Origin of the sequence: Curtobacterium sp. AB451 (assembly GCF_050585845.1) — a bacterium.
Classification (GTDB): domain Bacteria; phylum Actinomycetota; class Actinomycetes; order Actinomycetales; family Microbacteriaceae; genus Curtobacterium.
This window is the reverse complement of sequence record NZ_JBOBQG010000002.1, coordinates 594,316-617,406: the sequence shown is the minus strand read 5'-3', so window position 1 is coordinate 617,406 and position 23,091 is coordinate 594,316. Positions and strand designations below refer to the sequence as shown.

General features: G+C 72.1%; 25 protein-coding genes. 10 read left to right on the top strand and 15 right to left on the bottom strand.

The window, feature by feature from the left end:
• Positions 1–9 precede the first annotated feature (9 nt).
• The 3 genes from ACQXVK_RS06825 to ACQXVK_RS06815 are packed head-to-tail and all read left to right on the top strand — an operon-like array spanning position 10 to position 2,706.
• Positions 10–477, top strand: a complete 468-nt coding sequence (locus tag ACQXVK_RS06825) for a DUF6264 family protein (RefSeq protein ID WP_022908608.1) — start codon at positions 10–12, stop codon at positions 475–477.
• Between the two features lie 36 nt (positions 478–513).
• Complete coding sequence (locus tag ACQXVK_RS06820; protein ID WP_430853094.1) at positions 514–1,773, top strand: FAD-dependent oxidoreductase; 1,260 nt, start codon at positions 514–516, stop codon at positions 1,771–1,773.
• Between the two features lie 54 nt (positions 1,774–1,827).
• Positions 1,828–2,706, top strand: a complete 879-nt coding sequence (locus tag ACQXVK_RS06815) for an aldo/keto reductase (RefSeq protein ID WP_022908606.1) — start codon at positions 1,828–1,830, stop codon at positions 2,704–2,706.
• A 75-nt stretch (positions 2,707–2,781) separates the two neighbouring features.
• Here the strand turns inward: ACQXVK_RS06815 and ACQXVK_RS06810 are convergent, their stop codons facing one another.
• A complete protein-coding gene (locus ACQXVK_RS06810) occupies positions 2,782–3,252 on the bottom strand; it encodes a hypothetical protein (protein WP_022908605.1) in 471 nt (156 codons plus the stop codon).
• 131 nt (positions 3,253–3,383) lie between these two features.
• On the opposite strand from ACQXVK_RS06810, the gene ACQXVK_RS06805 reads away from it, so the two are divergent.
• Positions 3,384–4,349, top strand: a complete 966-nt coding sequence (locus ACQXVK_RS06805) for an NAD(P)H-quinone oxidoreductase (protein ID WP_430853093.1) — start codon at positions 3,384–3,386, stop codon at positions 4,347–4,349.
• A gap of 8 nt (positions 4,350–4,357) precedes the next feature.
• On the opposite strand, the gene ACQXVK_RS06800 is transcribed toward ACQXVK_RS06805, so the two are convergent.
• The 7 genes from ACQXVK_RS06800 to ACQXVK_RS06770 all read right to left on the bottom strand — a co-directional run bounded on the left by ACQXVK_RS06800 (position 4,358) and on the right by ACQXVK_RS06770 (position 11,489).
• Positions 4,358–5,134 (bottom strand): amino acid ABC transporter ATP-binding protein, encoded by a 777-nt coding sequence (locus tag ACQXVK_RS06800; RefSeq protein WP_430853092.1) that lies wholly within the window; start codon positions 5,132–5,134, stop codon positions 4,358–4,360.
• The gene (locus ACQXVK_RS06795; protein WP_416394306.1) at positions 5,131–6,009 is read right to left on the bottom strand and encodes an amino acid ABC transporter permease; all 879 of its coding nucleotides are present in this window, start codon (positions 6,007–6,009) and stop codon (positions 5,131–5,133) included. Before ACQXVK_RS06795 ends, ACQXVK_RS06800 begins: the two co-directional genes overlap by 4 nt.
• A 4-nt stretch (positions 6,010–6,013) precedes the next feature.
• Complete coding sequence (locus ACQXVK_RS06790; RefSeq protein WP_430853091.1) at positions 6,014–6,835, bottom strand: ABC transporter substrate-binding protein; 822 nt, start codon at positions 6,833–6,835, stop codon at positions 6,014–6,016.
• 83 nt (positions 6,836–6,918) lie between these two features.
• A complete protein-coding gene (locus ACQXVK_RS06785) occupies positions 6,919–7,416 on the bottom strand; it encodes a cupin domain-containing protein (protein ID WP_022908599.1) in 498 nt (165 codons plus the stop codon).
• Positions 7,413–8,783 carry an amidohydrolase family protein gene (locus ACQXVK_RS06780; RefSeq protein WP_430853090.1) on the bottom strand — a complete coding sequence of 457 codons (1,371 nt, stop codon included), beginning with the start codon at positions 8,781–8,783 and terminating at the stop codon, positions 7,413–7,415. The genes ACQXVK_RS06785 and ACQXVK_RS06780 overlap by 4 nt, the downstream gene beginning before the upstream one ends.
• Positions 8,780–10,468, bottom strand: coding sequence for an adenosylhomocysteinase (locus tag ACQXVK_RS06775; protein WP_430853089.1), 1,689 nt, complete (start codon positions 10,466–10,468; stop codon positions 8,780–8,782). Before ACQXVK_RS06775 ends, ACQXVK_RS06780 begins: the two co-directional genes overlap by 4 nt.
• 43 nt (positions 10,469–10,511) lie before the next feature.
• Positions 10,512–11,489 carry a PrsW family intramembrane metalloprotease gene (locus ACQXVK_RS06770; protein ID WP_430853088.1) on the bottom strand — a complete coding sequence of 326 codons (978 nt, stop codon included), beginning with the start codon at positions 11,487–11,489 and terminating at the stop codon, positions 10,512–10,514.
• Positions 11,490–11,562: 73 nt separating this feature from the next.
• On the opposite strand from ACQXVK_RS06770, the gene ACQXVK_RS06765 reads away from it, so the two are divergent.
• The 6 genes from ACQXVK_RS06765 (at position 11,563) to ACQXVK_RS06740 (ending at position 15,573) form a co-directional block, all read left to right on the top strand.
• Positions 11,563–11,826 carry a glutaredoxin family protein gene (locus tag ACQXVK_RS06765; RefSeq protein WP_402267150.1) on the top strand — a complete coding sequence of 88 codons (264 nt, stop codon included), beginning with the start codon at positions 11,563–11,565 and terminating at the stop codon, positions 11,824–11,826.
• 127 nt (positions 11,827–11,953) lie between these two features.
• Entirely contained in the window at positions 11,954–12,793 is an 840-nt protein-coding gene (locus tag ACQXVK_RS06760; protein ID WP_430853087.1) for an amidohydrolase family protein, read from the top strand.
• A 41-nt stretch (positions 12,794–12,834) separates the two neighbouring features.
• Positions 12,835–13,704 carry a fumarylacetoacetate hydrolase family protein gene (locus tag ACQXVK_RS06755; RefSeq protein WP_430853086.1) on the top strand — a complete coding sequence of 290 codons (870 nt, stop codon included), beginning with the start codon at positions 12,835–12,837 and terminating at the stop codon, positions 13,702–13,704.
• Positions 13,701–14,447, top strand: coding sequence for an SDR family NAD(P)-dependent oxidoreductase (locus tag ACQXVK_RS06750; protein ID WP_430853085.1), 747 nt, complete (start codon positions 13,701–13,703; stop codon positions 14,445–14,447). Before ACQXVK_RS06755 ends, ACQXVK_RS06750 begins: the two co-directional genes overlap by 4 nt.
• A gap of 72 nt (positions 14,448–14,519) precedes the next feature.
• Positions 14,520–15,197: a FadR/GntR family transcriptional regulator gene (locus ACQXVK_RS06745; RefSeq protein ID WP_022908592.1), complete on the top strand. Its 678-nt coding sequence runs from the start codon at positions 14,520–14,522 to the stop codon at positions 15,195–15,197.
• A gap of 97 nt (positions 15,198–15,294) precedes the next feature.
• The gene (locus ACQXVK_RS06740; protein WP_416394297.1) at positions 15,295–15,573 is read left to right on the top strand and encodes a GlsB/YeaQ/YmgE family stress response membrane protein; all 279 of its coding nucleotides are present in this window, start codon (positions 15,295–15,297) and stop codon (positions 15,571–15,573) included.
• Between the two features lie 96 nt (positions 15,574–15,669).
• On the opposite strand, the gene ACQXVK_RS06735 is transcribed toward ACQXVK_RS06740, so the two are convergent.
• From ACQXVK_RS06735 to ACQXVK_RS06705, 7 genes are all read right to left on the bottom strand, one after another.
• Positions 15,670–16,632, bottom strand: a complete 963-nt coding sequence (locus ACQXVK_RS06735) for an aldo/keto reductase (protein ID WP_430853084.1) — start codon at positions 16,630–16,632, stop codon at positions 15,670–15,672.
• Positions 16,629–16,955 (bottom strand): L-rhamnose mutarotase, encoded by a 327-nt coding sequence (locus ACQXVK_RS06730; protein WP_430853083.1) that lies wholly within the window; start codon positions 16,953–16,955, stop codon positions 16,629–16,631. The genes ACQXVK_RS06735 and ACQXVK_RS06730 overlap by 4 nt, the downstream gene beginning before the upstream one ends.
• Positions 16,955–18,280, bottom strand: a complete 1,326-nt coding sequence (locus ACQXVK_RS06725; RefSeq protein WP_430853081.1) for an alpha-L-fucosidase — start codon at positions 18,278–18,280, stop codon at positions 16,955–16,957. Before ACQXVK_RS06725 ends, ACQXVK_RS06730 begins: the two co-directional genes overlap by 1 nt.
• A gap of 61 nt (positions 18,281–18,341) precedes the next feature.
• A complete protein-coding gene (locus ACQXVK_RS06720; RefSeq protein ID WP_022908587.1) occupies positions 18,342–19,262 on the bottom strand; it encodes a carbohydrate ABC transporter permease in 921 nt (306 codons plus the stop codon).
• Positions 19,255–20,223 (bottom strand): carbohydrate ABC transporter permease, encoded by a 969-nt coding sequence (locus ACQXVK_RS06715; protein WP_022908586.1) that lies wholly within the window; start codon positions 20,221–20,223, stop codon positions 19,255–19,257. Before ACQXVK_RS06715 ends, ACQXVK_RS06720 begins: the two co-directional genes overlap by 8 nt.
• A 102-nt stretch (positions 20,224–20,325) precedes the next feature.
• Complete coding sequence (locus tag ACQXVK_RS06710; RefSeq protein WP_430853080.1) at positions 20,326–21,564, bottom strand: ABC transporter substrate-binding protein; 1,239 nt, start codon at positions 21,562–21,564, stop codon at positions 20,326–20,328.
• Positions 21,565–21,621: 57 nt separating this feature from the next.
• Complete coding sequence (locus ACQXVK_RS06705; protein ID WP_402267127.1) at positions 21,622–22,956, bottom strand: enolase C-terminal domain-like protein; 1,335 nt, start codon at positions 22,954–22,956, stop codon at positions 21,622–21,624.
• Between the last annotated feature and the right edge of the window lie 135 nt (positions 22,957–23,091).

The following is a 23,091-nucleotide window of genomic DNA, read 5'->3' as shown; positions in this document are numbered from 1 at the left end:
ACTGCAGCCATGACCTGGTCCAACGTCCCCGGCGGCCCGCCGCAGTCATCGCCCGACCCCCGGGACCCGCAGCGCGGCGCCTGGGAGCGGGGCGGCACGACGCTCTTCCCACCCGCGAAGCTCGCCGACCGGATCTCGACCGTGCTGCTCCTGGCGTTCGGCGCGGTGATGACGATCGTCACCGCGGTCGTCGGGATCATCGCGGTCGTGTCGGCGACCGCCACGTGCGACGCCACGTCCGGGTGCACACCCGGCGGCTACCTCGGCGGGGCGGCGATCGCGGTCGGTGGCGCCTTCGTCGTCGGCGTCGCCACGCTCGTGCTGTCGATCGGCGCGTGGATCCGCCGGCGGTCGTCGTGGTGGATCGCCGCGATCGGGTTCGTGCTCGCGATCGTCGTGATCGCGTGGGGCGGCGTGGTGTTCGCGGACGCCGCCGACGGCCCGTCGGCCTCGTCCTCGGTCTCCGCGAGCGCGTAGGGCGCACGTCGCTCCGATCGGCGTAGCGTCCCCGGCATGGTGACGGTCTCGCGGACGACGGTCGCGGTGGTCGGCGGCGGCCCCGCCGGGGTCGTCCTCGGCCTGCTGCTCGCCCGCGCCGGCATCGCCGTCCGCGTCGTGGAGAAGCACGACGACTTCAACCGGGACTTCCGCGGTGACACCGTGCACGCGTCGACGATCCGGCTGCTCGACGAGCTCGGACTCGGTGCCCGCTTCCGGCGCCTGCCGCAGTCGCGCCTCGACGACTTCTCCCTGCCGATGCCGGACGGGTCACGGCTGCTGCTCGGCGACTTCTCCCGCCTGCGACCCCCGTACGACCACGTGGCGATGGTGCCGCAGTGGGACCTGCTCGACCTGCTCGTCACCGCCGCGCGCGAGGAACCGTCGTTCCGGATCTCGATGGGCCTCGCAGCGACCGGCACCATCGAGGAGAACGGGGTGGTGACGGGCGTACACCTCCGCCCGTACCGCGATCCCGACGGCCCCGTCGAGGAGCTCCGCGCCGACGTCGTGATCGCCGCGGACGGCCGCGACTCGGTGCTCCGCGCCGCCACCGGACTCCGCCCGCGGTCGTTCCCGGTGCCGTTCGACACGTGGTGGTTCCGGCTCCCCCGCGAACCCGGCGACCAGGCCACCGCCCTCGTCCCGGCGTTCTCCGGCACGGACGTCCTGCTGAGCTTCCCCCGACCGGAACACCACCAGGTCGCGTACTTCGCCCCGAAGGGCTCGGACGCCGCGCTCCGCGCCGAGGGGCTGGCGTCCTTCCGGGAACGCGTCGCCAGGCTCCGACCGGACTTCGCCGACCGGGTGGACGCGATCGCCTCGATGGACGACGTGCACGTGCTCGACGTCCGGATGGACCGGCTGCCCCGGTGGTGGCGTCCGGGGCTGCTCTGCATCGGCGACGCCGCGCACGCCATGTCCCCCGCGGGCGGCGTCGGCATCAACCTGGCGGTGCAGGACGCCGTCGCGACGGCCGCGGTCCTGGCCCCGGCGCTCGGGCGCGGACTCCGCGGCGCGGCCCTCGACGGCACCCTCGCCGCCGTGCAGCGTCGCCGGACCCCACCGGCAGTCCTGGTGCAGGCGGCGCAGGCGGTGCTGCACCGGGTGGTGTTCGCCCGGGCCTTCGCGGGGGCGCTCCGGGACGGGCCGCCCCTGCTCCCCGTCCTGCTCGCCCGGTACGTGCCGCCGGTGCGGGGGCTCTACGCGCGGGGGATCGCCTTCGGTCCGCTCCCCGAGCACGCACCGGTGTGGGCACGACGTCCGACGGTGTGACCGGCCCCTGACGCACCTGGGCGCGTGCACGCCCCTCCGGCGCATGCTGGGGGCATGAAGCAACGAGTCATCGGAGACGTGTCGGTCAGTGCCATCGGGCTGGGCGGCATGCCCATGTCCATCGAGGGGCGTCCGGACGAGCGGCAGGCCGTCGCGACGATCCACGCGGCGCTCGAAGCGGGCGTGACGCTCATCGACACCGCCGACGCCTACCACCTGGCCGCCCACGACGAGGTGGGGCACAACGAGGAGCTCATCGCCAAGGCCGTGCGCGGCTTCCACGGCGACACCTCGGACGTCCTCATCGCCACCAAGGGCGGACACCTCCGCCCGGAGCCCGGCGCCTGGGCCCAGGACGGCCGTCCCGAGTACCTCAAGGAGGCCGCGAAGGCCTCGGCGAAGCGCCTCGGAGTCGACGCGGTCGGGCTCTACCAGTTCCACCGTCCCGACCCGGCCGTGCCGTACGCCGACTCGATCGGCGCGCTCGCCGAGCTCCTCGACGAGGGCGTCATCCGGATGGCCGGCATCTCGAACGCCGACCCCGACCAGATCCGCACGGCGAACGAGGTCCTCGGCGGCCGGCTCGCCTCGGTGCAGAACCAGTTCTCCCCGAAGTTCCGTTCGAGCGAACCGGAACTCGCGCTGTGCGACGAGCTCGGCATCGCGTTCCTGCCGTGGAGCCCCCTCGGCGGCATCGCGAACGCCGCGACCCTCGGCACCGCCTACGAGGACTTCGCCACCATCGCCCGCGACCGCGGCGTCACCCCGCAGGTCGTCGCGCTGGCGTGGGAGCTGCAGAAGAGCGACGTCGTCGTCCCGATCCCCGGCGCCTCGCGGCCGCAGTCGATCCTCGACTCGGTGACTGCCGCGACGGTCAAGCTCCGTCCGGAGGACGTCGCCCGCCTGGACGCGTCGCGACCGGCGGCTGCGTAGACGACGCGACCCGCGCCTCCAGGACGGTCCGTGACGGTCCAGGAGGCGCGGGTCGCGCGCGCGTGTCGGCCAGCGTCAGGACTGGCAGACCTGCTGGAACTCCTTGCCGGTGGTCTCCAGCTTCTGGAGGCCCTCGGTGAAGCCGGAGCTCGACAGCGCGGACGGGTCCTTCGAGGCGGCGAGCTCCTTCGTCATGCCGACGAAGTCCGAGAAGGCGCCGGCGAACGCATCGGTCTTCGGCTTCACCTCGGTGTTCGTCACCTTGTCGGCGCTCTCCTTCAGCGTGGCGTCGAACTCGTCGAGCTTCGCCATCGCGGCCTGCGGGTCGCTCTGCAGCTCGGTGAGCTGCGACTGCATGCCCTTGGTGGCGTCGGTGACCTCGGTCGTGAACAGCTTGCATGCCTCGGCCTTGGTCTGGGTCGCGGTCGGCGTCGACTCGGCGGCCGTCGTGGCGTCGGACCCCGACCCCGAGCCGCCGGCCGAGCAACCGGTGAGGAGTGCGACGGCGATGACGGCGGTGGTGAGCGAGACGAGTTTCGTGCGCATGGTGATGGTCCCCCGGAGATCGTGCCCGCGACCCCGGACGGGGTGCGGATCCGCATCGAGGCTACATGGGAGACGCACAGGAGGGACGGGCCCACGGGGACGGCTCACCGGCCCTGAGTACCGTCGGGTGCATGCGAGCGATCACCTCCGAGCACGGCACCCTCGACCTGCACGACGTCCCGGACCCGGTCCCCGGCGCCGGTGCGGTCCTGATCGAGGTCGCCGCCGCCGGCGTGAACAACGCCGACCTGCAGCAGGCCGCCGGCAACTACCCGCCGCCGCCCGGTGCCTCCGACGTCCTCGGGCTCGAGGTGTCCGGCGTGGTCCGCGCGCTCGGTGACGGCGTCGACGGGTTCGCCGTCGGCGACCGGGTCTGCGCCCTGCTCTCCGGCGGCGGCTACGCGTCGCTCGTCGTCGCCCCGGCCACCCAGGTGCTGCCGGTCCCGGACGGGGTCGACCTCATCGAGGCCGCCGGGCTGCCGGAGGCCGCGTGCACGGTGTACTCGAACGTCGGCATGCTCGCCGGGCTCCGACCGGGGCAGACCCTGCTCGTGCACGGCGGCACCGGCGGGATGGGGTCGCACGCGGTGCTCTGGGCGAAGGCGCTCGGCGCTCGGGTCGTCGCCACGTCCGGCGGCGAGCGGAAGGTCCGGGCGTCACGGGAGCTCGGCGCCGACCTCGTGGTGGACCACCGCACCGAGGACTTCGTCGCGCGCACGCTCGCGTTCACCGACGGCCGCGGGGTCGACGTGGTGCTCGACGTCGTCGGACCCGACTACCTGGCGCGGAACCTCGAGGTCCTCGCCCCGAACGGGCACGTCGCCGTGATCGCCTCGGGCAGCGGGAGCACCGCCGAGCTCGACCTCGGCGCGATGATGCGGAAGCGGGCGACGATCAGCGCGACGACGCTCCGTGCCCGCCCCCTCGACGAGAAAGCCGCGATCGTCGAGGCCGTTCGGCGGGACGTCTGGCCGTTCGTCGCCGACGGCCGGGTGCGTCCGGTGGTCGACTCGGTCCTGCCCCTCGACCAGGCCGCCGAGGCCCACCGCCGGGTCCGCGACGGCGAGGTCGTCGGGAAGGTGCTGCTGACGCCCTAGGCGCGCGGTCAGGCGTGGACGCGGGCGAGGAACGCGACGAGGGCCGGGTGCTGCGGTGCGTCGAGGACGTCGGCGGGGGCGCCCTGCTCCACGACCTCGCCCCGGTGCAGGAACACGATCCGGTCCGCCACGTTCCGCGCGAAGTGCATCTCGTGCGTGGTCATCAGGATCGTCGATCCCTGACGCTTGAGCTCGGTGACGAGGTCGAGCACCTCGCCGACGAGCTGCGGGTCGAGGGCGCTCGTGACCTCGTCGAGCAGCAGGAGCTCGGGGTCGGACGCGATCGCCCGGACGATGGCGACGCGCTGCTGCTGCCCGCCGGAGAGTCGGTCCGGGTACGCCCCGGCGAAGTCGGCGAGACCGATCCGGTCGAGCAGCCGCCGCGCGGTCGCCTCGGCCGGGGCCTTGCCGACGCCGTGCACCTGTCGCGAGGCGAGCGTCACGTTGTCGAGCACGCTCATGTGCGGGAACAGGTTGAACTGCTGGAACACGACGCCGATCCGCGCCCGGGTCGCGTCGACGTCGATCCGCGGGTCCGCGATGTCCGTGCCCTGCAGCAGGATCTCGCCGTCGTCGATGCCCTCGAGCAGGTTGACCGTCTTGAGGAGCGTCGACTTGCCGGAGCCGGACGCGCCGATGACGCAGATGACCTCGTGGCGGTGCACCGCCAGGTCGATCCCGCGCAGCACCTCGTGCTCACCGAAGGACTTGCGCACCCCGCGCAGCTCGAGGACGCGAGCCGACGTGTCGGGCGCGACCCGCGCCTCCTGGCTGACCTCGCTCACACGGTCCCTCCGATCTGCTCACGGCGCTGCTGCCGGCGCGCGATCGCGTCCGTGACGCGGATCAGCGGCAGGCTGATCAGCACGAACAGCAGACCGGCGACGAAGTACGGCGTGAAGTTGTAGGTCTCCGCCTGGGCGATCTGTGCCGACCGGACGGCGTCGACGGCGCCGAGGATCGACACGAGGCCGACGTCCTTCTGCATCGAGACGAAGTCGTTCATGAGCGCGGGGGTGACCTTGCGGATCGCCTGCGGCAGCACGACCAGGCGCAGGGTCTTCGCGTGCGACAGCCCCAGCGACCGGGCGGCGAGACGCTGCGACGGGTGCACGGCCTCCATGCCGGCGCGGAGCACCTCGGCGATGTACGACGAGTACGTCAGGATGATCGCGATCGTGCCCCAGACCTCGGCGGGCAGGCGGGGGAAGACCCCGAGCCCCGGGATCCCGTAGCCGACCAGGTACAGCACGATGATGAGCGGCAGCCCGCGGAACAGGTCGGTGTACCCGGTGGCGAGCATCCGCAGCGGGAAGAACACCGGGCTCCGCAGCCCCCGGACGACGGCGAGCAGCGTGCCGAACACGGCGACGCCGATCGCGCTGAAGAACAGGATCCGGATGTTCAGCCAGAGGCCCAGCAGGATGTCGGGGAACGAGTCGATCGCGGTCTGCGGGTCGAAGAACGACTGCTGGACCGCGGCCCACCCCGGGGTGTTCACGACACCGAAGTAGACGACGGCGACGACCACGAGCGTCGACACCACGGACACCACGAGCGAGCGCCGCCCGCGCTGGCGACGGTACAGCCGACGCTCCAGCTCGACCTGGCTCGGCGCGGGTGCGGTCACCGGGGACCCGGCGCCTGCTGGCAGGCTCACGGAGCTACTTCAGGACCGGGGTGCCGGTCTCCGAGGAGAGCCACTTGGTCTGCAGGTCCTCGAGCGTGCCGTCCGCCTTGAGTGCCGTCAGCGCCTCGTCGACCTTGCTCGTCAGCTCGGAGCCCTTCGGCAGCACGAAGCCGAACTGGTCGCCGGAGCCGTCCGCCGGGAACTGCGCCGAGACGGTGCCCTTGCCGTCGAGCTGCGCGCCGGACATGTAGAACGCGGTCGGCAGGTCGGTGACGATCGCGTCGATCTGCCCGGACTTGAGCGCGAGGATCGCGTCGTCGTTCGAGTTGAAGACCTGCGGGGTCACGCCGAGGACGTCCTTGACGCTCTGGATGCTCGTCGAACCGGTCGCGACGCCGATCGCGTCCTGCTTGAGCGCGGCGATGGTCGTGTCGCCCGCGGCCTTCGAGGACTCGGTGGTCACGACGGCCTGCGTGGTCGTGTAGTACGCGGTGGACATGTCGACGGCCTTCTTGCGCTTGGCGTCGATCGAGAACTGCTGGATGTTGAGGTCCCAGTCCTTCGGGCCCGGGGCGATCGCGCTGTCGAAGGTGCTGCGCTTCCAGACGACGTCGGACTTCGCGTAGCCCATCTCCTTCGCGACGGCGTACGCCACGGCGGCCTCGAAGCCCTTGCCGGACTGCGGCTTGTTGTCCTCGACCCACGGCGAGTACGCGGGCTGGCCGGTCGCGATGGTGAGCTTGCCGTCGGTCACGGTCCCCGCGGCGTTGCTGCTGCCGGTCGAGCACGCGCTGAGGGCGAGGGCGGCGACCGCGGCGGTCGCGACGGCGATGGTCAGGCGGAGGGATCGGGTCACGGTCGGGCCTTCGTGCGAGGGGGTGGGGGCAGGACGAAGTGTACTTCGCGGTGGGATACCAACGCGAAACGGATGTCTCGCGACTACTCGGCGAGCGTGAAGTCCTCGAACGAGAACCCGGGCGACACCAGGCAGCTCAGCAGCACCTCGCCCTCGCCGGGCAGGGTCCGCTGCCACACGCCGCCGCGCACGAACGCCTGCGCGTCGTTCACCCGGTCGCGTCCGGCGTCCGGGCCGAGCGTGATCGTCGCGCCGGGTTCCGGCTGGTCGCCGTCGCCGCCGAGCTGCAGGTCGACGGCGTCGGGTCCGTGCCACATCCAGATCTCGTCGCTCGTCACCCGGTGCCAGGCGGACGCCTCACCCGGCGGCAGCAGGAAGTGGATCAGGGTGGCCGCGGGGCGGTCGCCGGCGGGCGTCGACACCGTCGCGGGCGAGGTCCAGGTGCGGACGTACCAGCCGCCCTCCGGGTGCGGTTCCATGCCGAGGGCGACGGCGCGCTTCGGCACGTCGAGCCACTCGATCAGCGTGCCGTCGACGGTGCGACGGGCGGCCATGCCGGGGCGGGGTGCGGTCTCGGTCACGATTCCTCCAGGGGACGTCCAGGGGTGGTGGGGACGGCGGTGAGCGCGCCCTCGACGGCGCGGACCGTGCCGCGGACGACGGTCGCGACCGCGCGGCCGGCACCGTCCTCGACGAGTTCGGCCAGCGCGTCCGGCACGGTCCGGGCGTCGACGTCGAACACCGCGAGGTCGGCACGGGCCCCCACGGCGAGGTGCCCGATCCGGTCCGGCCCGACGGCGAGCCCCATCGCGTGCGCGCCGCCGAGGGTCGCCGCGGCGAGGAGCCGTTCGTGCAGGTCGCGGTGTCCGTATCCCTGGGCGCGGGCGATCCGGTGCAGGGCCGTCACGTCGGCCATCAGGTCGAGCGACGGCGACGAGGACAGCGAGTCCGTGCCGATGGCGATCGGGCTGCCCTCGCGCAGGTAGTCGGCGACGGGCGGTGGGTCGAGTCCGATGACGGCGTTCGAGCGCGGGCAGAGTGCGACCGCGGTCCCCCGCGCGCGGAGGAGTGCCCGGTCGGCGGCGGTCATGTAGACGCCGTGCGCGATGTGGCAGTCCGGCCCGAGGACACCGAGTCGGTCGACGAACGCGGTCGCGCTCGCGCCGAAGCCGAGGGCGCGCATGGCCCGGAACGACGGGACGTTGGCGAGGTGCCAGTCGTTGCCGTGGCCGACCCCGTCGACCCCCTCGAGTCCGGGGACGGGACCGAGGGCGGTGCGCTCCCCCTCGAACGCGGCTTCGCCGAGGTGCAGGTGCAGCCGGAGTCCGCGCTGACGCACGATGTCGGGGAGCTCGAGCAGCGGTGCGACGTCGAGCGAGTACGGCGCGTGCGGCGAGAGCCCCGCGCCCGGGTCCGTCGGGATCCGCTCGAGCTCGGCGAGGACCTGGTCGCGGCCGTGGGTCTGCCACGCCGCGTTCTCCCAGTCCATGACCTCCCAGTAGGCGATGCCCCCGAGTCCGGCCTCGGCGAGCACGGTCGACGCCTCGATGTCCGTGACGATGTCGGCGATGCTCGTCACGCCCGCGAGGATCGACGCCGTCGCACCGAGGGTCGCCTCGGCGTGCCAGTCGTGCGGTTCGGCGTAGTCCTCGTTGAACGCGGCGGCCCAGTCCTCGAACCCGGTGTACTGCCGCTGGCCGACACTGGCCATGCCGGTGTACTGCAGGTGCGAGTGCGCGTTCACGAGCCCCGGCAGCAGGGCGCCCCGCCACGGGCGCTCGGTGAAGGGCGTGCCCGAGCCGGCGAGCTGGTCGACGACCCAGGAGCGGTCGCCGACGTGCAGGATGCGACCGTCCCGCACCGCCACCGCGCCGTCCGCGATGGGCGGTGCGGTCATCGGCACGACGACGCGCGCCGAGTGCACGGTGACGGGGTGCGCGCCGCTCACGCGGGGTCTCCGAACCGGTGGGTCCGGACGTCCGGCTCGCGGTCGGCGGGTTGCTCGGCGAGCGGTCCGGGAGGCGCGGCCGGCGCTCCGAACGCGGCGAGCGCCACGCGGGCGGTCGCGTCGTCGACCGCGGGGTCGATCGGCACGACGGCGCGGTCGAGCTCGTCGCCGCGTTCGAGGAGCATCCGGACGGCACCGAGCTGTGCGGCGAAGGACAGGTCCATGATCTCGACCGGGTTGCCCTCGGCTGCGGTGATGTTGATGCAGCCGCCGCCGTCGAGCACGATCGGGCCGTCGTCCCGACCGGGGAAGACGAGCCGCTCGGCCTTCGGGCCGACCACGGTCCGCTCGGCGCCGGCCGCGCGGGCGTCGTCGAGTGCCACCTCGTGCTCCACCCCGCCCGCGACCGCGACGACCGTGCCGTCCGCGCACGACCGCAGTGCGCGGAGGTCGATCGTGTCGGCGACCCCGGTGGCGCTCATCACGAGGTCGGCGTCCTGCACCGCCTCGGCGAGCGGCGCGACGGCGTGGCCGGCGAAGAGCGCCTGCAGGGCGCGCACGGGGTCCGTCTCGGCGACGGTCACGCGCAGGCCGAGCGCCGTGAGCACCAGCGCGACCCCTTCGCCGACGTGCCCGAACCCGGCGACGACCGCCGCGCCTCCCGGGACCACGCGGTGCGTGCCGGACGGGAGCCGGTCGAGCAGGTCGAGCACCGCGAACACCGTGGACTGGCCGGTGCCGTACCGGTTGTCGAAGAAGGTCTTGGTGCGGGCGTCGTTCACCGCGACCACGGGGATGCCGAGCTCCCCGCGCGCCGCCATGGTGCGGAGCGGGCGGAGGCCGCTCGTGGTCTCCTCCGCGGCGCCGAGCATCGTGGGCAGCAGGTCCGGCCGCTCCTGGTGTGCGAGGCGGATCACGTGCGAGCCGTCGTCGAGCAGGACGTGCGGCCGGGTGTCGAGCATCGCGAGGGCGAGTGCCCGCTGCTCGGGGAGCGAGGCGGTGCTGTTCGCGTGCACCGTCAGCCCCGCACGGCGGAGTGCGTCGGCGACGGCGTCGTCGGTCTCGTCGGCGTGCGCGTAGACGACGACCTCGGCACCGGCGTCCCGGAGGAGCAGGCTCAGCACGGCGGTCTTCGGCTCGAGGACCATCGCGACGCCGATCCGGGTGCCGCGCAGGAGTCCACCGTCCCGGAGCTCGGCGGCGACCGCACGCGACACCGGCATCGACCGGCGGGCCCAGCGCAGGCGGGCCTCGGCCGCGGGGTCGTCCTCGGGGTCGCGGCCGGTGGAGACGAGGAAGACGTCGTCGGACAGCATCGGCACCGCGAGGACGCCGGGACGGGCGATCGCGACCGGGCCGAAGGCGTCCTCGTCGACGGCGGGGAGGTGCCGTCCGGCGTCGACCACGACCAGGGTGGCTCCACGTGGTCGGTCGGCCTCGCGTTCGATGACGGGCGTGGAGTCCTCGGGTGACCCGGCGCACCAGAGCTGGTCGACGGGTTCGTGGGGCAGGGCCTCGCGCGCGCCGAGTCCGGCGAGGAGGGCGCGGAGGGCGGCGACGTCGCGGGGGTCGCCGCCGACGATGCGGAAGCGACGAGCGGCGACGAGCAGGTTCGTCGCGCCCGTGAAGCGTCGGACGGCCGCCGAGGCCCAGGCGCGGGTCTCGGGGTCGGCTCCTGACGGCATGCCCCAATCGTAGGGCGAGCGGGTGGCGGGGAGGCGCCGGCGCTCAGCGCACCACGTGCGGCGGCGGTGTGCCGTCCCAGCCGCCGTCCGCCGGCCCCGACCGCCACGGCGCGGGCCAGGCATCGGGTGCGGTCCCCGCCCGGTCGAGCCGGCGGTGCCGACGCAGCACCGTGACGAGGACCACGACGCCGACGGCCGACACGATCGCCAGCCCGATGACGTACAGGGTCGTGGCGACACCGGCGATCGACGCCGGGACGTACCCGTTCCGCGCCGCCGAGAACGGGGTGCCCGTCACGACGAACGCCAGGAGCGTGGAGATCGTCGAGTTCGAGTCCCAGAGCCCGTGCAGCAGCGACACCCCCACGTAGGCGACGAGCGGCGCCCAGGACCACCGGAAGCGGTCCCGGCCGCGGGCGGCGCCGAACAGCACCGCGCCGAGGATCGACGTCCAGAGCACGTGCCCGACGGGCGAGAGCACGGCCCGGACGACCTCGGTCTGCAGCAGGGAGGCCAGGTCGATGCCGCGCGCGGTGATCGCCGCGTTGAACGCGTAGCCCGCCGACTCGAACGCGGCGAACCCGGCACCGACCGTCGCCCCGAGCAGCGCCCCCTGCCTGGCCGTCTTCGGACGGACGCGCCACCCGACGAACAGCAGGAGGACACCCTTGACGAACTCCTCGACGAAGCCGACGACGATGTACACGAGGGCGTCCTGCTGCAGGTTCGCCTCGAGCAACGACGCCCCGAGGACGCCGAGGATCCCGCCGACGAAGAACGCGACGATGAGCTGCATCGTGCTCACCGAGCCGGTCACCCGCTCGATGACGAAGAGCACGACCGTGAAGGGCACGAGGAAGCTGCCGAGCAGGATGATCGTCGGGACGAGGTTCGCGTTCAGCGTCGTGATCGTGACGACGATGGTGACGACCCACAGCAGGAACCCGACGAGCAGGGTCTTCCACCACCAGCCGTGGCGGTGGTGCGGGTGGACGGCGCGGACGTCCGTGGACAGGCTCATGGGGCCATGCTGCTCCGTGGCGGCGCGGGTCGTCACGGGAATGCGGCGGGGGCGCCGGACGTAGTCTCTGGGCATGAGCGATGCATCCTTCGACAAGGTCACGATGTTCGGTGCGGACTGGTGCCGCGACTGCCGCCGTTCCAAGGCGCTGCTCGACACGCTCGGCGTGGACTACGAGTACGTCGACGTCGAGCAGGACCTGACGGCCGCGGACCGCGCCGAGGAGATCAGCGGGCGGAAGAACATCCCCGTCGTCGTGCTGCCGAACGGCAAGCACTTCGTCGAGCCGTCCGACGCCGAGCTGCGTTCGGAGCTCGAGGCCGCCGGCGTCGTCTGACGTCGGGTCGCGACGCGACCAGGACGGGAGGCGCGGTGTGCGTCCGACGCGCACCGCGCCTCCCGTCCGCTGGTCGCGTCGACGTCCGTTGTGCGCGGACATCGGATGAATCCGGCATGATGGCCGCGTGATCATCGATGCTCACCACCACCTCTGGGACCCTGCCGACCGGCCGTACCCCTGGATGGACGACTCCGTCGCCCCGATCCGACGCCGCTTCGACGTGGACGACCTGCGCCGGGCGACGGCGGGCACGGACGTCCGCCGGACGATCGCCGTGCAGGCCGTGCACGATGCCGACGAGACCGCCTGGCTCCTGGCGCAACCGGCACCGGTCGCCGGGGTCGTGGGGTGGGTCGACCTCACCGCGTCCGACGTGGCCGATCGGCTGGCGTCGATCCGCAGCAGCACCGGCGGCGACCGGCTGGTCGGCATCCGGCACCAGGCGCAGGACGAGCCCGACCCCGCCTGGCTCGCCCGCCCCGAGGTGGTCCGTGGCGTCCGGGCGGTCGCCAGCGCCGGCTTGGCGTTCGACCTGCTCGTCCGTGCCCGCGAGCACGAGGCGGCGGTCGCCCTCGTCGACGCGGTACCGGAGGGGTCGTTCGTCCTCGACCACGCCGGCAAGCCGACGATCGACACCGGGGACCCCGCGTGGCCGGACCGGATGCGGGAGCTCGCCGCCCGGCCGAACGTGACGTGCAAGGTGTCGGGGCTCCTCACCGAGGCCGGCACCGACTGGCGGGAGCGTCCGGTCGCCCGGTACGCCCGCATGGTCATCGAGCACTTCGGCGCCGACCGCTCGCTGTTCGGGTCCGACTGGCCGGTGTCGACGCTGGCCGCCGGGTACGCCGAGGTGCTGCGGACGACGGGCGACGCACTCGCCGACCTCTCGCCGGCCGAACGCGACACGGTCTTCCGGGGAACGGCCGAGCGTGTGTACCTTGCCGGAGCGCCGACGCAGACATAGGATGTTTCCGCTGCACCGCCGCAGCAGGAGAGCGAGGAACGATGCGGTTCGCACGACTTGGCCCGTCGGGGAGCGAGATCCCCGTGGCAATCGACGACGACGGCGAGGTCCTCGACCTCCGGAACCTCACGAGCGACATCAGCGGTGGCTTCCTGGCGTCCGACCCCGGTCCCGACGCGCTCGTCCGGCACGCCCGCGCCGCCGGCGACCTGCCCGTGCTCGACCGTGCGGACGACCTCCGGCGCGGAGCGCCCGTCGCCCGGCCCGGCAAGGTCGTCTGCATCGGCCTGAACTACCGCGACCACGCCGCCGAGACCGGTGCCGAGATCCCCACCGAGCCGATCGTGTTCATGAAGGACCCGATGACGGTGATCGGCCCCGACGACGAGGTCCTGGTCCCCCGCGGCAGCGAGAAGACCGACTGGGAGATCGAGCTCGCGATCGTGATCGGCACGACGGCCAGGTACTGCGCGTCCGAGGACGAGGCCGCGGCGCACATCGCCGGGTACGCCATCGCCAACGACGTCTCCGAGCGGGCGTTCCAGCTCGAGCGCGGCGGGCAGTGGGACAAGGGCAAGTCGTGCGAGACGTTCAACCCGCTCGGCCCGTGGCTGGTCACCCCGGCAGCGCTCGAGGCGGACGGGCTCGACCCGGACGCGCTGACGCTGCAGCTCCGGGTCAACGGCGACCTGCGGCAGGACGGCAGCACCCGGGACATGATCTTCCGGCCGGCCGAGATCGTCCGGTACCTCTCGCAGTTCATGGTGCTGTACCCGGGCGACGTGATCAGCACCGGGACGCCGGCGGGGGTCGCGCTCGGGAGCGGTGCGCCCTACCTGCGGCCCGGCGACGTCGTCGAGCTCACCGCCGAGGGTCTCGGCTCGCAGCGCCAGACGGTCGGTGCGGCGTGACCGCCGGGACCCACGAGGGCCTGCGCGCGATCGTCACCGGCGGCGCCTCGGGGATCGGTGCCGCGATCGCCGCCGCCCTGCAGAACCGCGGTGCCCGCGTGGCGGTGCTCGACCTGCAGCCCGGCGACGACGACCTGTCGTTCCGCTGTGACGTCGCGTCCGACGACTCCGTCCGCGCGGCGGTGCGGGAGGCGGTCGACGCGCTCGGCGGTCTCGACGTGCTGGTGAACAACGCCGGCATCGGCGCCCAGGGCACCGTCGAGGACAACCCCGACGACGAGTGGCGCCGTGTGTACGAGGTGAACGTCCTCGGCGCCGTCCGCCTGTCCCGCGCCTGCCTGCCGCACCTGCGGGAGTCGGACGCCGCGAGCATCGTGAACACCTGCTCGATCGCGGCCACCGCCGGGCTGCCGCAGCGGGCGCTGTACTCCGCGACGAAGGGCGCCGTCGCCGCACTCACCCGTGCGATGGCAGCGGACCACATCCGCGAGGGCATCCGCGTCAACGCTGTGAACCCCGGCACCGCGGACACCCCCTGGGTGGCGCGACTGCTGTCGACGGCGGCGGACCCGGCGGCGGAACGGGCCGCCCTGGAGGCGCGCCAACCGCACGGACGCCTCGTCGCCGCCGACGAGGTCGCCGAGGCCGTCGCGTACCTCACGAGTCCCCTCGCCCGGTCGACGACGGGCGTCGACCTCGCGGTCGACGGCGGGATGCAGGCACTCCGGCTCCGTCCGGCCTGATGGTGCCCGGAGGCGCGGCTATCGTCGTCTTGTCCGCTCGCGTCCGCGAGCGGCCGAGCAGGAGGTGGTGACGTGGCGTCGCTGACCGACGATGCGATCGCACGCATCCAGCAGATGATCGTGAGCGGCGAGCTCCAACCCGGGCAGCGCCTCCCGCCCGAGAAGGAGCTGAGCGAGTCGCTCGGCCTGTCCCGCAACAGCCTGCGCGAAGCGGTGAAGGCCCTCGAGCTCATCCGCGTGCTCGACGTCCGACGCGGTGACGGGACCTACGTCACCTCGCTCGAGCCCGCCGTCCTGCTCGAGGCGGTCTCGTTCGTCGTCGACATGCACCACGACCGCTCGCTCGTGGACCTGCTCGAGGTCCGGCGCATCCTGGAACCGGCGTCCGCCGTCCTCGCGACCGCCCGCGCCTCGCAGCAGCAGATCGACGACCTGCACGCGCTCATGCAGTCCGTCGGCGAGGACACCGGCGTCGAGGACCTCGTCGCCCACGACCTCCTCTTCCACTCCACGATCGCGGGCATCGGTGGCAACCAGTACCTGTCCGGCCTGCTCGACGCGCTCTCGAGCAAGACCGTGCGGGTGCGGGTCTGGCGCGGGCTCACGCAGAACGGCTCCGTGCAGCGCACGCTCGACGAGCACGCGGCGATCGTCGACGCGATGCAGCGCCGCGACCCCCAGCTCGTGCAGGCGCTCGTCGTGGCGCACGTCGAGGGCGTCGAGCGCTGGCTGCGGCGGTCGCTCGACTGAAGCCGACAATCCTCCCAGGCAGGGGCGAGTTGGGTCTGACCTCGGCGCTGACTCCGGCAAACCATGCCGCGGCAACCGCACCCACGAGGAGGAAACCGTGCTCGGTCTCATCATCAGCTTGATCATCATCGGACTCATCGCCGGCGCACTCGCCCGGCTCATCGTCCCCGGCAAGCAGCACATCTCGATCCCCATGACCATCCTGCTCGGCATCATCGGGTCGTTCGTGGGTGGGTTCCTCGGGTTCCTGATCTTCCAGCACGACCCGATGGACGGCTTCTTCCAGCCGGCCGGCATCATCGGCTCGATCATCGGTGCGGTCATCGTGCTCTTCATCTACACGCGCTTCGCCGGCCGGAGCGCCCGCACCCGCTAGTCGGACGCACGTCGAACCACGGAACCGACGTCGAACCAGCCACTGCTGCTGGTTCGACGTCGGTTTCGTGGTTCCACCCCGCGCGGCCGCGGCGCGTCAGACGGCGAGCAGGCCCTCCCGGCGCAGGTCGTCCCAGAGCGCCTCGGGCACCGTCGCCGCGACCCGGGCCACGTTCGACCGAACCTGCTCGGCCGACTGCGCTCCGAGCGCGATCGCCCGGACCGCAGCGGCCCGGCGCGGGAACGCGAGCGCGGCCTCCGGCAACGTGACCCCGTGCCGTTCGCAGACGTCCGCGATCGCGTTCGCCCGGTCGACGAGCGCCCGCGGGGCAGCCGCGTAGTCGTACGTCGCCGTGGCGTCCGGCCGCTCCCGCCCGAGCAGCCCCGAGTTGTAGACGCCGACCGCGACCACGGCGACCCCGAGGTCCTCGCACCGTGCGACCAGGGCGGCCGCCGGCTGTTCGAGCAGCGTGTACCGCCCCGCGAGCATCACGACGTCGCACAGGCCGGTGGACACCGCCGCGTCCAGGGCCTCGACCGAGTTCGACCCGACGCCGACCGCCCGCACGACCCCCTCGTCCCGCAGCTCCGCGAGGGTCGGCAGCGCCTGCGTCAACCCGTCCCGCAACGAGTACACGTCCGGGTCGTGCAGGTACGCGACGTCGACGTGGTCGAGCCCGAGTCGCCCGAGGGACTCGTCGAGGGACCGCCGCACGCCCGACGGCGACGGGTCCCATTGCCGGACCAGGTCGTCCGGCACGGCGAACCCGCCGGAGGCCAGGTCGTCCCCGGCTCCCCGCCCCGGCACGAGCAGGCGTCCGACCTTCGTCGACACCAGGTAGTCGGACCGCGGCCGCTCGGCGAGTGCCCGGCCGAGCCGTCGTTCGGACAGCCCGAGCCCGTAGTGCGGCGCGGTGTCGAACCCGCGCACCCCGGCGTCCCAGGCCCCGTCGACCGTGGCACGGGCGTCCTCGTCGGAGACCTCGCGCAGCAGGTTGCCGATCCCGGCGCCACCGAACCAGAACGGCCCGCGGTCGAGGTCCGGCAGACCGCCGGTCACGCGTCCACCTGCGCCGCGAGCGACCAGACCCGCGGGATCCCGTCGTCGCTGCCGGAGTAGTCGTCGTCCACCTCGAGCAGCGGGTTCACGACCGCCTGCCACTCGGCGTTCACGGGGTCGTCGGCGAGCGCCTTCCGCATCGCCCGGTAGTCCTCGACCTCGACGAGGTGGACGAGGTCCTGCCCGTCCCGCCAGATCGTCCAGTCGTGCACACCGGCAGCACGCAGTCGGGCGGCCAGCTCGGGCGGGACCGAGGCGTGCACACGTTCGTACGCCGCCTCGCTCCCCGCCCGCAACCGGGTGCGGGTCAGCACGCGCTGCATCAGTCGCGCAGGAACAGCTCGACCACGGGCACCGCGACGTCGGGCCGCACGATCGGCAGCGTGAGCGTCAGCGTCCCCGCGGGCTGCCCGCCGAGCCCGGTGTTCTGCGCCCGGGTCCCCGGCGGGATCTCACGGAAGTGGATCTCCGACGCGTCGTTCAGGAGCTGGGCGTACTCGACGCGTCCGGCCAGGGCGGCGAGGTGCACGTGCTCGAACGGCCACGTGAACAGGTGCAGGTACAGCCGGTTCCCGTTCTGGGTGAGGACGGTCCCCGCCGGGGCCGTGAACGCGGACGGTCCGGCGCCGTACACAGACCGGGCGTGCTGACGCATCCACTCCCCGATCCCGGCGAGCGCGGTGCGGGCGACCCCGTCGAACTCGCCGCGACCGGTTGGCCCGACGTTGAGCAGCATGTTCCCGTTGTTCGAGACGCCGTCGACGAGCATGCGCACGAGCAGGTCGGTGCTCTTGACGTTCAGGTTGTCGCGGTCGTAGCCCCACGAGCCGTTCAGCGTCTGGCAGGCCTCCCACGGCACCGGCACGCCGTCGACCTCCATCGGCTTGTCCGGCTGGTACTGCTCCGGCGTGACGATGTCCCCCGGCAGGTCGAGGCGGTCGTTGACGATGATGCCGGGCTGGAGCCGTCGGGTGAGCGCCAGGAGCTCCTCGGAGCCCCAGTCGTCGCGGCCCTTGCCGCCCCAGATGTCCTCGTGGTCGTTGTCGCGGTACGAGAAGTCGTAGAACAGGTAGTCGATCCGCCCGTAGTCCGACAGCAGCTCCGTCACCTGGCCGTGCAGGTACTCCCGGTACCGCGCCATGTCACGGCCCTCGTTCAACGCCGCGATCGCCTCGTCGCCGTCGTCCCGGCGCGGGTGCACACCGTCGACGGTGAAGTCCGGGTGGTGCCAGTCGATGAGCGAGTGGTAGAAGCCGACCCGCAGGCCCTCGGCGCGGACGGCGTCGACGAACTCGCGGACGATGTCGCGGCCGAACGGGGTGTTCGTGGACTTGTAGTCGGTGAGCGCGGAGTCCCAGAGCGCGAAGCCCTCGTGGTGCTTCGTGGTGAGCACGACGTACTTCATGCCGGCCTCGCGGGCGCGACGTGCCCAGTCGGCGGCGTCGAACAGGTCCGGGTCGAAGTGGTCGAAGTACTTCTGGTAGTCCGCGTCGGTGATCCGCTCGCGGTTCTTCACCCACTCGTGCCGGGCGGGCAGGGCGTACAGCCCCCAGTGGATGAACATGCCGAACCGGTCGTGGCGGAACCACGCGGGCAGCCCGGAGGCGTCGGTCGCGGTCTGCGGCTCTGCGGGTGCGGTGATGGTCATGTGGGGCGGTTTCCTTTCAGGGGTGACGGTCGGGAGGCGCGGCGCGCCCTGGCGAGGTCGGCTACCGGCCACCGAGGCCGGAGGTGACGATGCCCTTGACGAGGTGCTTCTGCAGCAGGATCAGCAGGATCACGGTGGGCAGCATCGAGATCACCGACGCCGCCATGACGAGGTTCCACTCGGAACCCTGCTGTCCGAAGAACTGCTGCAGACCGAGCGGGATCGTGCCGTGGGCCTCGACGTCGTTCACCACGACGAGGGGCCACAGGAACGAGTTCCAGTAGGAGATGAACGAGAACACGGCGAGCACGGCCATGGTCGGCCGGGCGAGCGGCAGCATCACCGACACGAAGGTCCGGATCGCGCCGGCGCCGTCCACGCGTGCGGCGTCGTCGAGCTCCTGCGGGACGGTGAGGAAGAACTGCCGGATCAGGAACGCCCCGAGGGCCGTGAACGCCCACGGCACGATGAGCGCCTGGAACGTGTCGACCCAGCCGAAGCCCTGCATCATCACGTACATCGGGATGACGAGGACGTCCTGCGGGATCATCAGCGTCACGAGGAAGAGCAGGAACACGGTGTTCCGGCCCCGCCAGCGCAGCCGTGAGAAGGCGTAGCCGGAGAGCACCGCCACGACGACGTTGATCGCGGTGCCGGCGGCCGCGACGAGGATCCCGTTGAGGATGAAGCGGGCGAACGGCAGGTAGGTGAACGCCTGCACGTAGTTGTCCCACTCGAGGGACCGCCCCCAGAGCGTCGGCGGCGTGGTGAACACCTGGTCCGCCGGCTTGAGGCTCGTGGCGACCATGTAGACGAGCGGCGACACGAACAGCAGCGCGACGAGGCAGAGCAGCGCGTAGCCGATCGCGTGCCGGACGCGTCCGGGGCGGGGCGCCGAGGCGGTCCGGGGCACGGACCGCGGGTTGACCGTCCGGTTCGCCGTGGTGAACCCGCTCGTGCGGGGTCGGGTCAGCTCACTCATAGTGCACCCACCGCTTCTGTCCGAGGAACTGGACGGCCGTGATCCCGAGGATGATGACGAACAGCACCCAGGCGCCGGCCGAGGCCAGCCCGAGCTGCTGGTTCTGGAAGCCCGTGTTGTAGATGTACTGCACGAGGGTCTCCGTCGCGGTGCCCGGTCCGCCCTTGGTGAGGACGAAGGGCTGCACGAACACCTGGAACGACGTGATGAGGGTCATCATCGTGGCGAAGAACACCGACGGCGAGATGAGCGGGAACTTGATCGCCCAGAACGTCTGCCACGCGTTCGCCCCGTCGAGCTGCGACGCCTCGATCTGGTTCTCGGGGACGGCGTCGAGCGCCGCCGAGAAGATGAGCATGTTGTACCCGAAGCCCTGCCAGACGCTCATCGCGACGATGGCGAGCATCGCCCAGTGCTCGTCGGCGAGGAAGTTCGGAGCCCCGACGCCGACGGTCGACCGCAGGCTCGCGTCGATCGCCCCGCCCGGCTGGTAGAGCATCCGCCAGACCACGACGTTCGCGACGATCGGCGTGATGGTCGGGATGAAGAAGAGGACGCGGAAGACGTGCCGACCGGCGATCCTGGGCGTCAACCACGCCGCCAGCCCGAGCGACACGACGAGGTTGAGCGGCACGTACAGCACGACGAACAGGGCCGTGTTGAGCGTCACCGTCCGGAACACCGGGTCCTGGAACAGCCGCGCGTAGTTCTCGACGCCCGCCCAGCTGCGTTCGCCGAGCATCGGCCAGTTCATGAAGCTGACCACGAGCGACGCGATGATCGGGAACGCCGTGAAGACGACGAGGCCGATCGAGTGCGGCGCGGCGAAGGCGGCGCCCCACCACGATCGTCGTCCGACGACGCCCGCGGCGTCGCCGCCCCTGGGGCGAGGCGTCGCCGTGCCCGTCGCGACCGCGGTCGCGACGGCGGGGACCGCCGGTGGGTCCTGGATGGTGGTCATGGACGACCTCCTCGTCGTTCGCCGGTTCCTGTTGGGTGGGTCGGACGGGAGGCGCGGGGCGGGGTCGACCCGCGCCTCCCGTCCGTCAGACGGTCACGTCGGTCACTGCGTGCCGAGCTGGCCGGCGATCGAGGACATCGTGTTCTTGCCGGACGTCTGCCCGTTGATCGCCTGGAGCGCGTACTGCGTGAAGAGCTGGCCGAGCTGGTCGCTCTGCTTGTTGCCGGGCAGCGGCGAGGACTTCGCGAGGGCCGCCTTGAGCGCGGTCTCCGCCCCGTCGATGCCGGCGCTGGAGTACCACGCCCCCTGGGCCGCGGTGCGTGCCGGGAAGGCGCGTCCCTGCTCGGCGAGCGACGTGAGCACCTTCTCGCTCGTCATCGTCTGGACGGCCTTGAACGCCTGCTCCGGGTACTTGCACTGCTTCGAGATGCCGAAGCCCGAACCGGCGGCGAAGGTCGACGGGCCCGAGGTCCCGGCCGGCAGCGTCGTGACGCCGAGGTCGAACTGCACCTTGGCCTTCTGGCTGATGAGCGACCACGGACCGTCGGTGTACATCGCGACCTTGCCCGCGGCGAAGTCGTTGCCCGGGGTCGAGGTGTCCGACGACGCCTCGGTCGCGTAGCCCTTCTTCACGAGGCTGGCGAGCCAGTCCAGGCCGTCCGCGAACTTCGGGTCCGTGGCGTCGACCTTGCCGGCCTCGGTGATCACGCGGCCGCCGTTGTAGCCGTAGATCATCGACTCGAGGTTGAGGTCGCCGACGGTCGAGCCGAACTCGGTGATGCCCTTGGCCTTGAGCGCCTTGCCGGCCTGCTCGAAGTCGTCGGTGGTCCAGCCCGGCTCCGGGTCGGCCACGCCGGCCTGCTTGAAGAGGTCCTTGTTGTAGAACATCAGGATGGGCCCGGTGTCGTACGGCAGACCGTAGAGCTTGCCGTCGACCTTCATGCCGTCGAGTGCCGTGCTGTCGTACGCCGACAGGTCGAGCCCGTCGTTCTTCGCGAGGTCGTCGAGCGACAGGAGTGACGACGTGTAGTTCGCCGCGCGGAGCGACTGCATGCTCACGATGCACTGCGCGCTGCCGGCACTGAGCTGCGTGCTGAGCTTCGTGAAGTAGTTCTCGAACGGGGCGCCCTGGATGGTGAGGGTGATGCCGTCCTCGCTCTTCACGGTGTCGGCGACCTTCTGCCAGGCGGCCTTGTCCTCCTTCCCGGCGATCCACATGGACCAGGTCATGGCGTCCTTCGACTGGCTGCCACCGGCACTGCTGCCGGAGGAACAACCAGCCAGGACGAGCGCGGTGGCGGCGGCGGCCGCCAGTCCCGCGACGATTCGGCGTCGGTGCATCGGAGTCTCCACTTCGTCGTGGTGATCGGGGTGAGGGATGGAGCGGATCGGGAGGCGTCAGGCGACGCGCACGGCGTCGGGGACGTCGGTGTCGACGGCGGCCCAGACCGGACCGTCCGGGAACGCGTGGTCGTCGAGGCTGTCGGCGAGCATCTCGGTCCCGGCACCGGGGGCGGTCGGCGGCCAGTAGCGGCCGTCGTGCACGTCGACCGGGGTCACGAAGTGCTCGTGCAGGTGGTCGACGAACTCGATGCAGCGGGTGTCGAGGTCCCCGGTGAGGGCGACCGCGTCGAACATCGACAGGTGCTGGACCGCCTCGCACAGGCCGACCCCGCCGGCGTGCGGGCACACCCGGACCCCGTGCTTGGCGGCGAGGAGCAGGATCGCGAGGTTCTCGTTCACCCCGGCGACCCGCGTCGCGTCGATCTGCAGCACGGACATCGCGTCGGCCTGGATGAGCTGCTTCGCGATCACCCGGTTCGCCATGTGCTCGCCCGTCGCGACCGGGATCGGGGCGATGCGGCGGGCGATCTCGGCGTGCCCGAGGACGTCGTCGGGGCTCGTCGGCTCCTCGACCCACGCCAGGTCGAACGGACGGAGGCGCTCGATCCACGTGACGGCCTCGTCGACGTCCCAGCGCTGGTTGGCGTCGATCGCGATCCGGACGTCCGGACCGACCGTGGCGCGGGCGATCCCCAGACGTCGGACGTCCTCGTCGAGGTCACCGCCGACCTTGAGCTTGATCTGCGTGAAGCCCTCGTCGACGGCCTCGCGGCAGAGGCGTGCGAGCTTCTCGTCGTCGTAGCCGAGCCAGCCGGGGGTGGTCGTGTACGCCGGGTAGCCGGTCTGCTCCAACCGCCGGCGCCGCTCGGCGCGGAGGGGTTCGGCCGTCCGGAACAGCTCGAGGGCCTCGTCCGGGGTGATGGCGTCGCTCAGGTAGCGGAAGTCCACCAGGTCGACGAGCTCCTCGGGGCGGAGGTCGGCGAGCAGTGCCCACAGCGGCTGTCCGGCGCGCTTCGCCCGGAGGTCCCACAGTGCGTTCACGACGGCCCCGATGGCCATGTGCATGACGCCCTTCTCCGGACCGAGCCAGCGCAGCTGCGAGTCGTGCACGAGGGTGCGCCAGGTCCCGCCCATGTCGGCGAGGACCGCTTCGGCGTCCGCTCCGACGACGTGCTCGCGGAGCGCTGCGATCGCTGCCTCCTGCACCTCGTTGCCGCGTCCGATGGTGAAGACGAAGGCGGCGCCGACGTGCCCGTCGAGGGCGTCCGTCGCGATCTCGACGTAGGCGGCGGAGTAGTCGGGCGCCGGGTTCATGGCGTCGGATCCGTCGTGGTCCCGCGAGGTCGGGAACCGGACGTCGCGGACGCGCAGACCGGTGATGCGGCTCATCGTCTCTCCTACCCGTCCGGTCACCGTCGACCGAACGGACTCATCGAAACATCCGATGTCTTGCCTGTCAAGAGGGACTTTTGCGATGTTCCGGCCACGAAGCGCGGCGAGTGATCGGATGACAGCGTGAGACGG

Bases quoted from the DNA above. Each gene is read 5' to 3' on its own strand.
- ACQXVK_RS06825 (WP_022908608.1), top strand. From the start codon at position 10: ATGACCTGGTCCAACGTCCCCGGCGGCCCGCCGCAGTCATCGCCCGAC.
- ACQXVK_RS06820 (WP_430853094.1), top strand. From the start codon at position 514: ATGGTGACGGTCTCGCGGACGACGGTCGCGGTGGTCGGCGGCGGCCCC.
- ACQXVK_RS06815 (WP_022908606.1), top strand. From the start codon at position 1,828: ATGAAGCAACGAGTCATCGGAGACGTGTCGGTCAGTGCCATCGGGCTG.
- ACQXVK_RS06810 (WP_022908605.1), bottom strand. From the start codon at position 3,252: ATGCGCACGAAACTCGTCTCGCTCACCACCGCCGTCATCGCCGTCGCA.
- ACQXVK_RS06805 (WP_430853093.1), top strand. From the start codon at position 3,384: ATGCGAGCGATCACCTCCGAGCACGGCACCCTCGACCTGCACGACGTC.
- ACQXVK_RS06775 (WP_430853089.1), bottom strand. From the start codon at position 10,468: ATGCCGTCAGGAGCCGACCCCGAGACCCGCGCCTGGGCCTCGGCGGCC.
- ACQXVK_RS06770 (WP_430853088.1), bottom strand. From the start codon at position 11,489: ATGAGCCTGTCCACGGACGTCCGCGCCGTCCACCCGCACCACCGCCAC.
- ACQXVK_RS06765 (WP_402267150.1), top strand. From the start codon at position 11,563: ATGAGCGATGCATCCTTCGACAAGGTCACGATGTTCGGTGCGGACTGG.
- ACQXVK_RS06755 (WP_430853086.1), top strand. From the start codon at position 12,835: ATGCGGTTCGCACGACTTGGCCCGTCGGGGAGCGAGATCCCCGTGGCA.
- ACQXVK_RS06730 (WP_430853083.1), bottom strand. From the start codon at position 16,955: ATGCAGCGCGTGCTGACCCGCACCCGGTTGCGGGCGGGGAGCGAGGCG.
- ACQXVK_RS06725 (WP_430853081.1), bottom strand. From the start codon at position 18,280: ATGACCATCACCGCACCCGCAGAGCCGCAGACCGCGACCGACGCCTCC.
- ACQXVK_RS06720 (WP_022908587.1), bottom strand. From the start codon at position 19,262: ATGAGTGAGCTGACCCGACCCCGCACGAGCGGGTTCACCACGGCGAAC.
- ACQXVK_RS06715 (WP_022908586.1), bottom strand. From the start codon at position 20,223: ATGACCACCATCCAGGACCCACCGGCGGTCCCCGCCGTCGCGACCGCG.
- ACQXVK_RS06710 (WP_430853080.1), bottom strand. From the start codon at position 21,564: ATGCACCGACGCCGAATCGTCGCGGGACTGGCGGCCGCCGCCGCCACC.
- ACQXVK_RS06705 (WP_402267127.1), bottom strand. From the start codon at position 22,956: ATGAGCCGCATCACCGGTCTGCGCGTCCGCGACGTCCGGTTCCCGACC.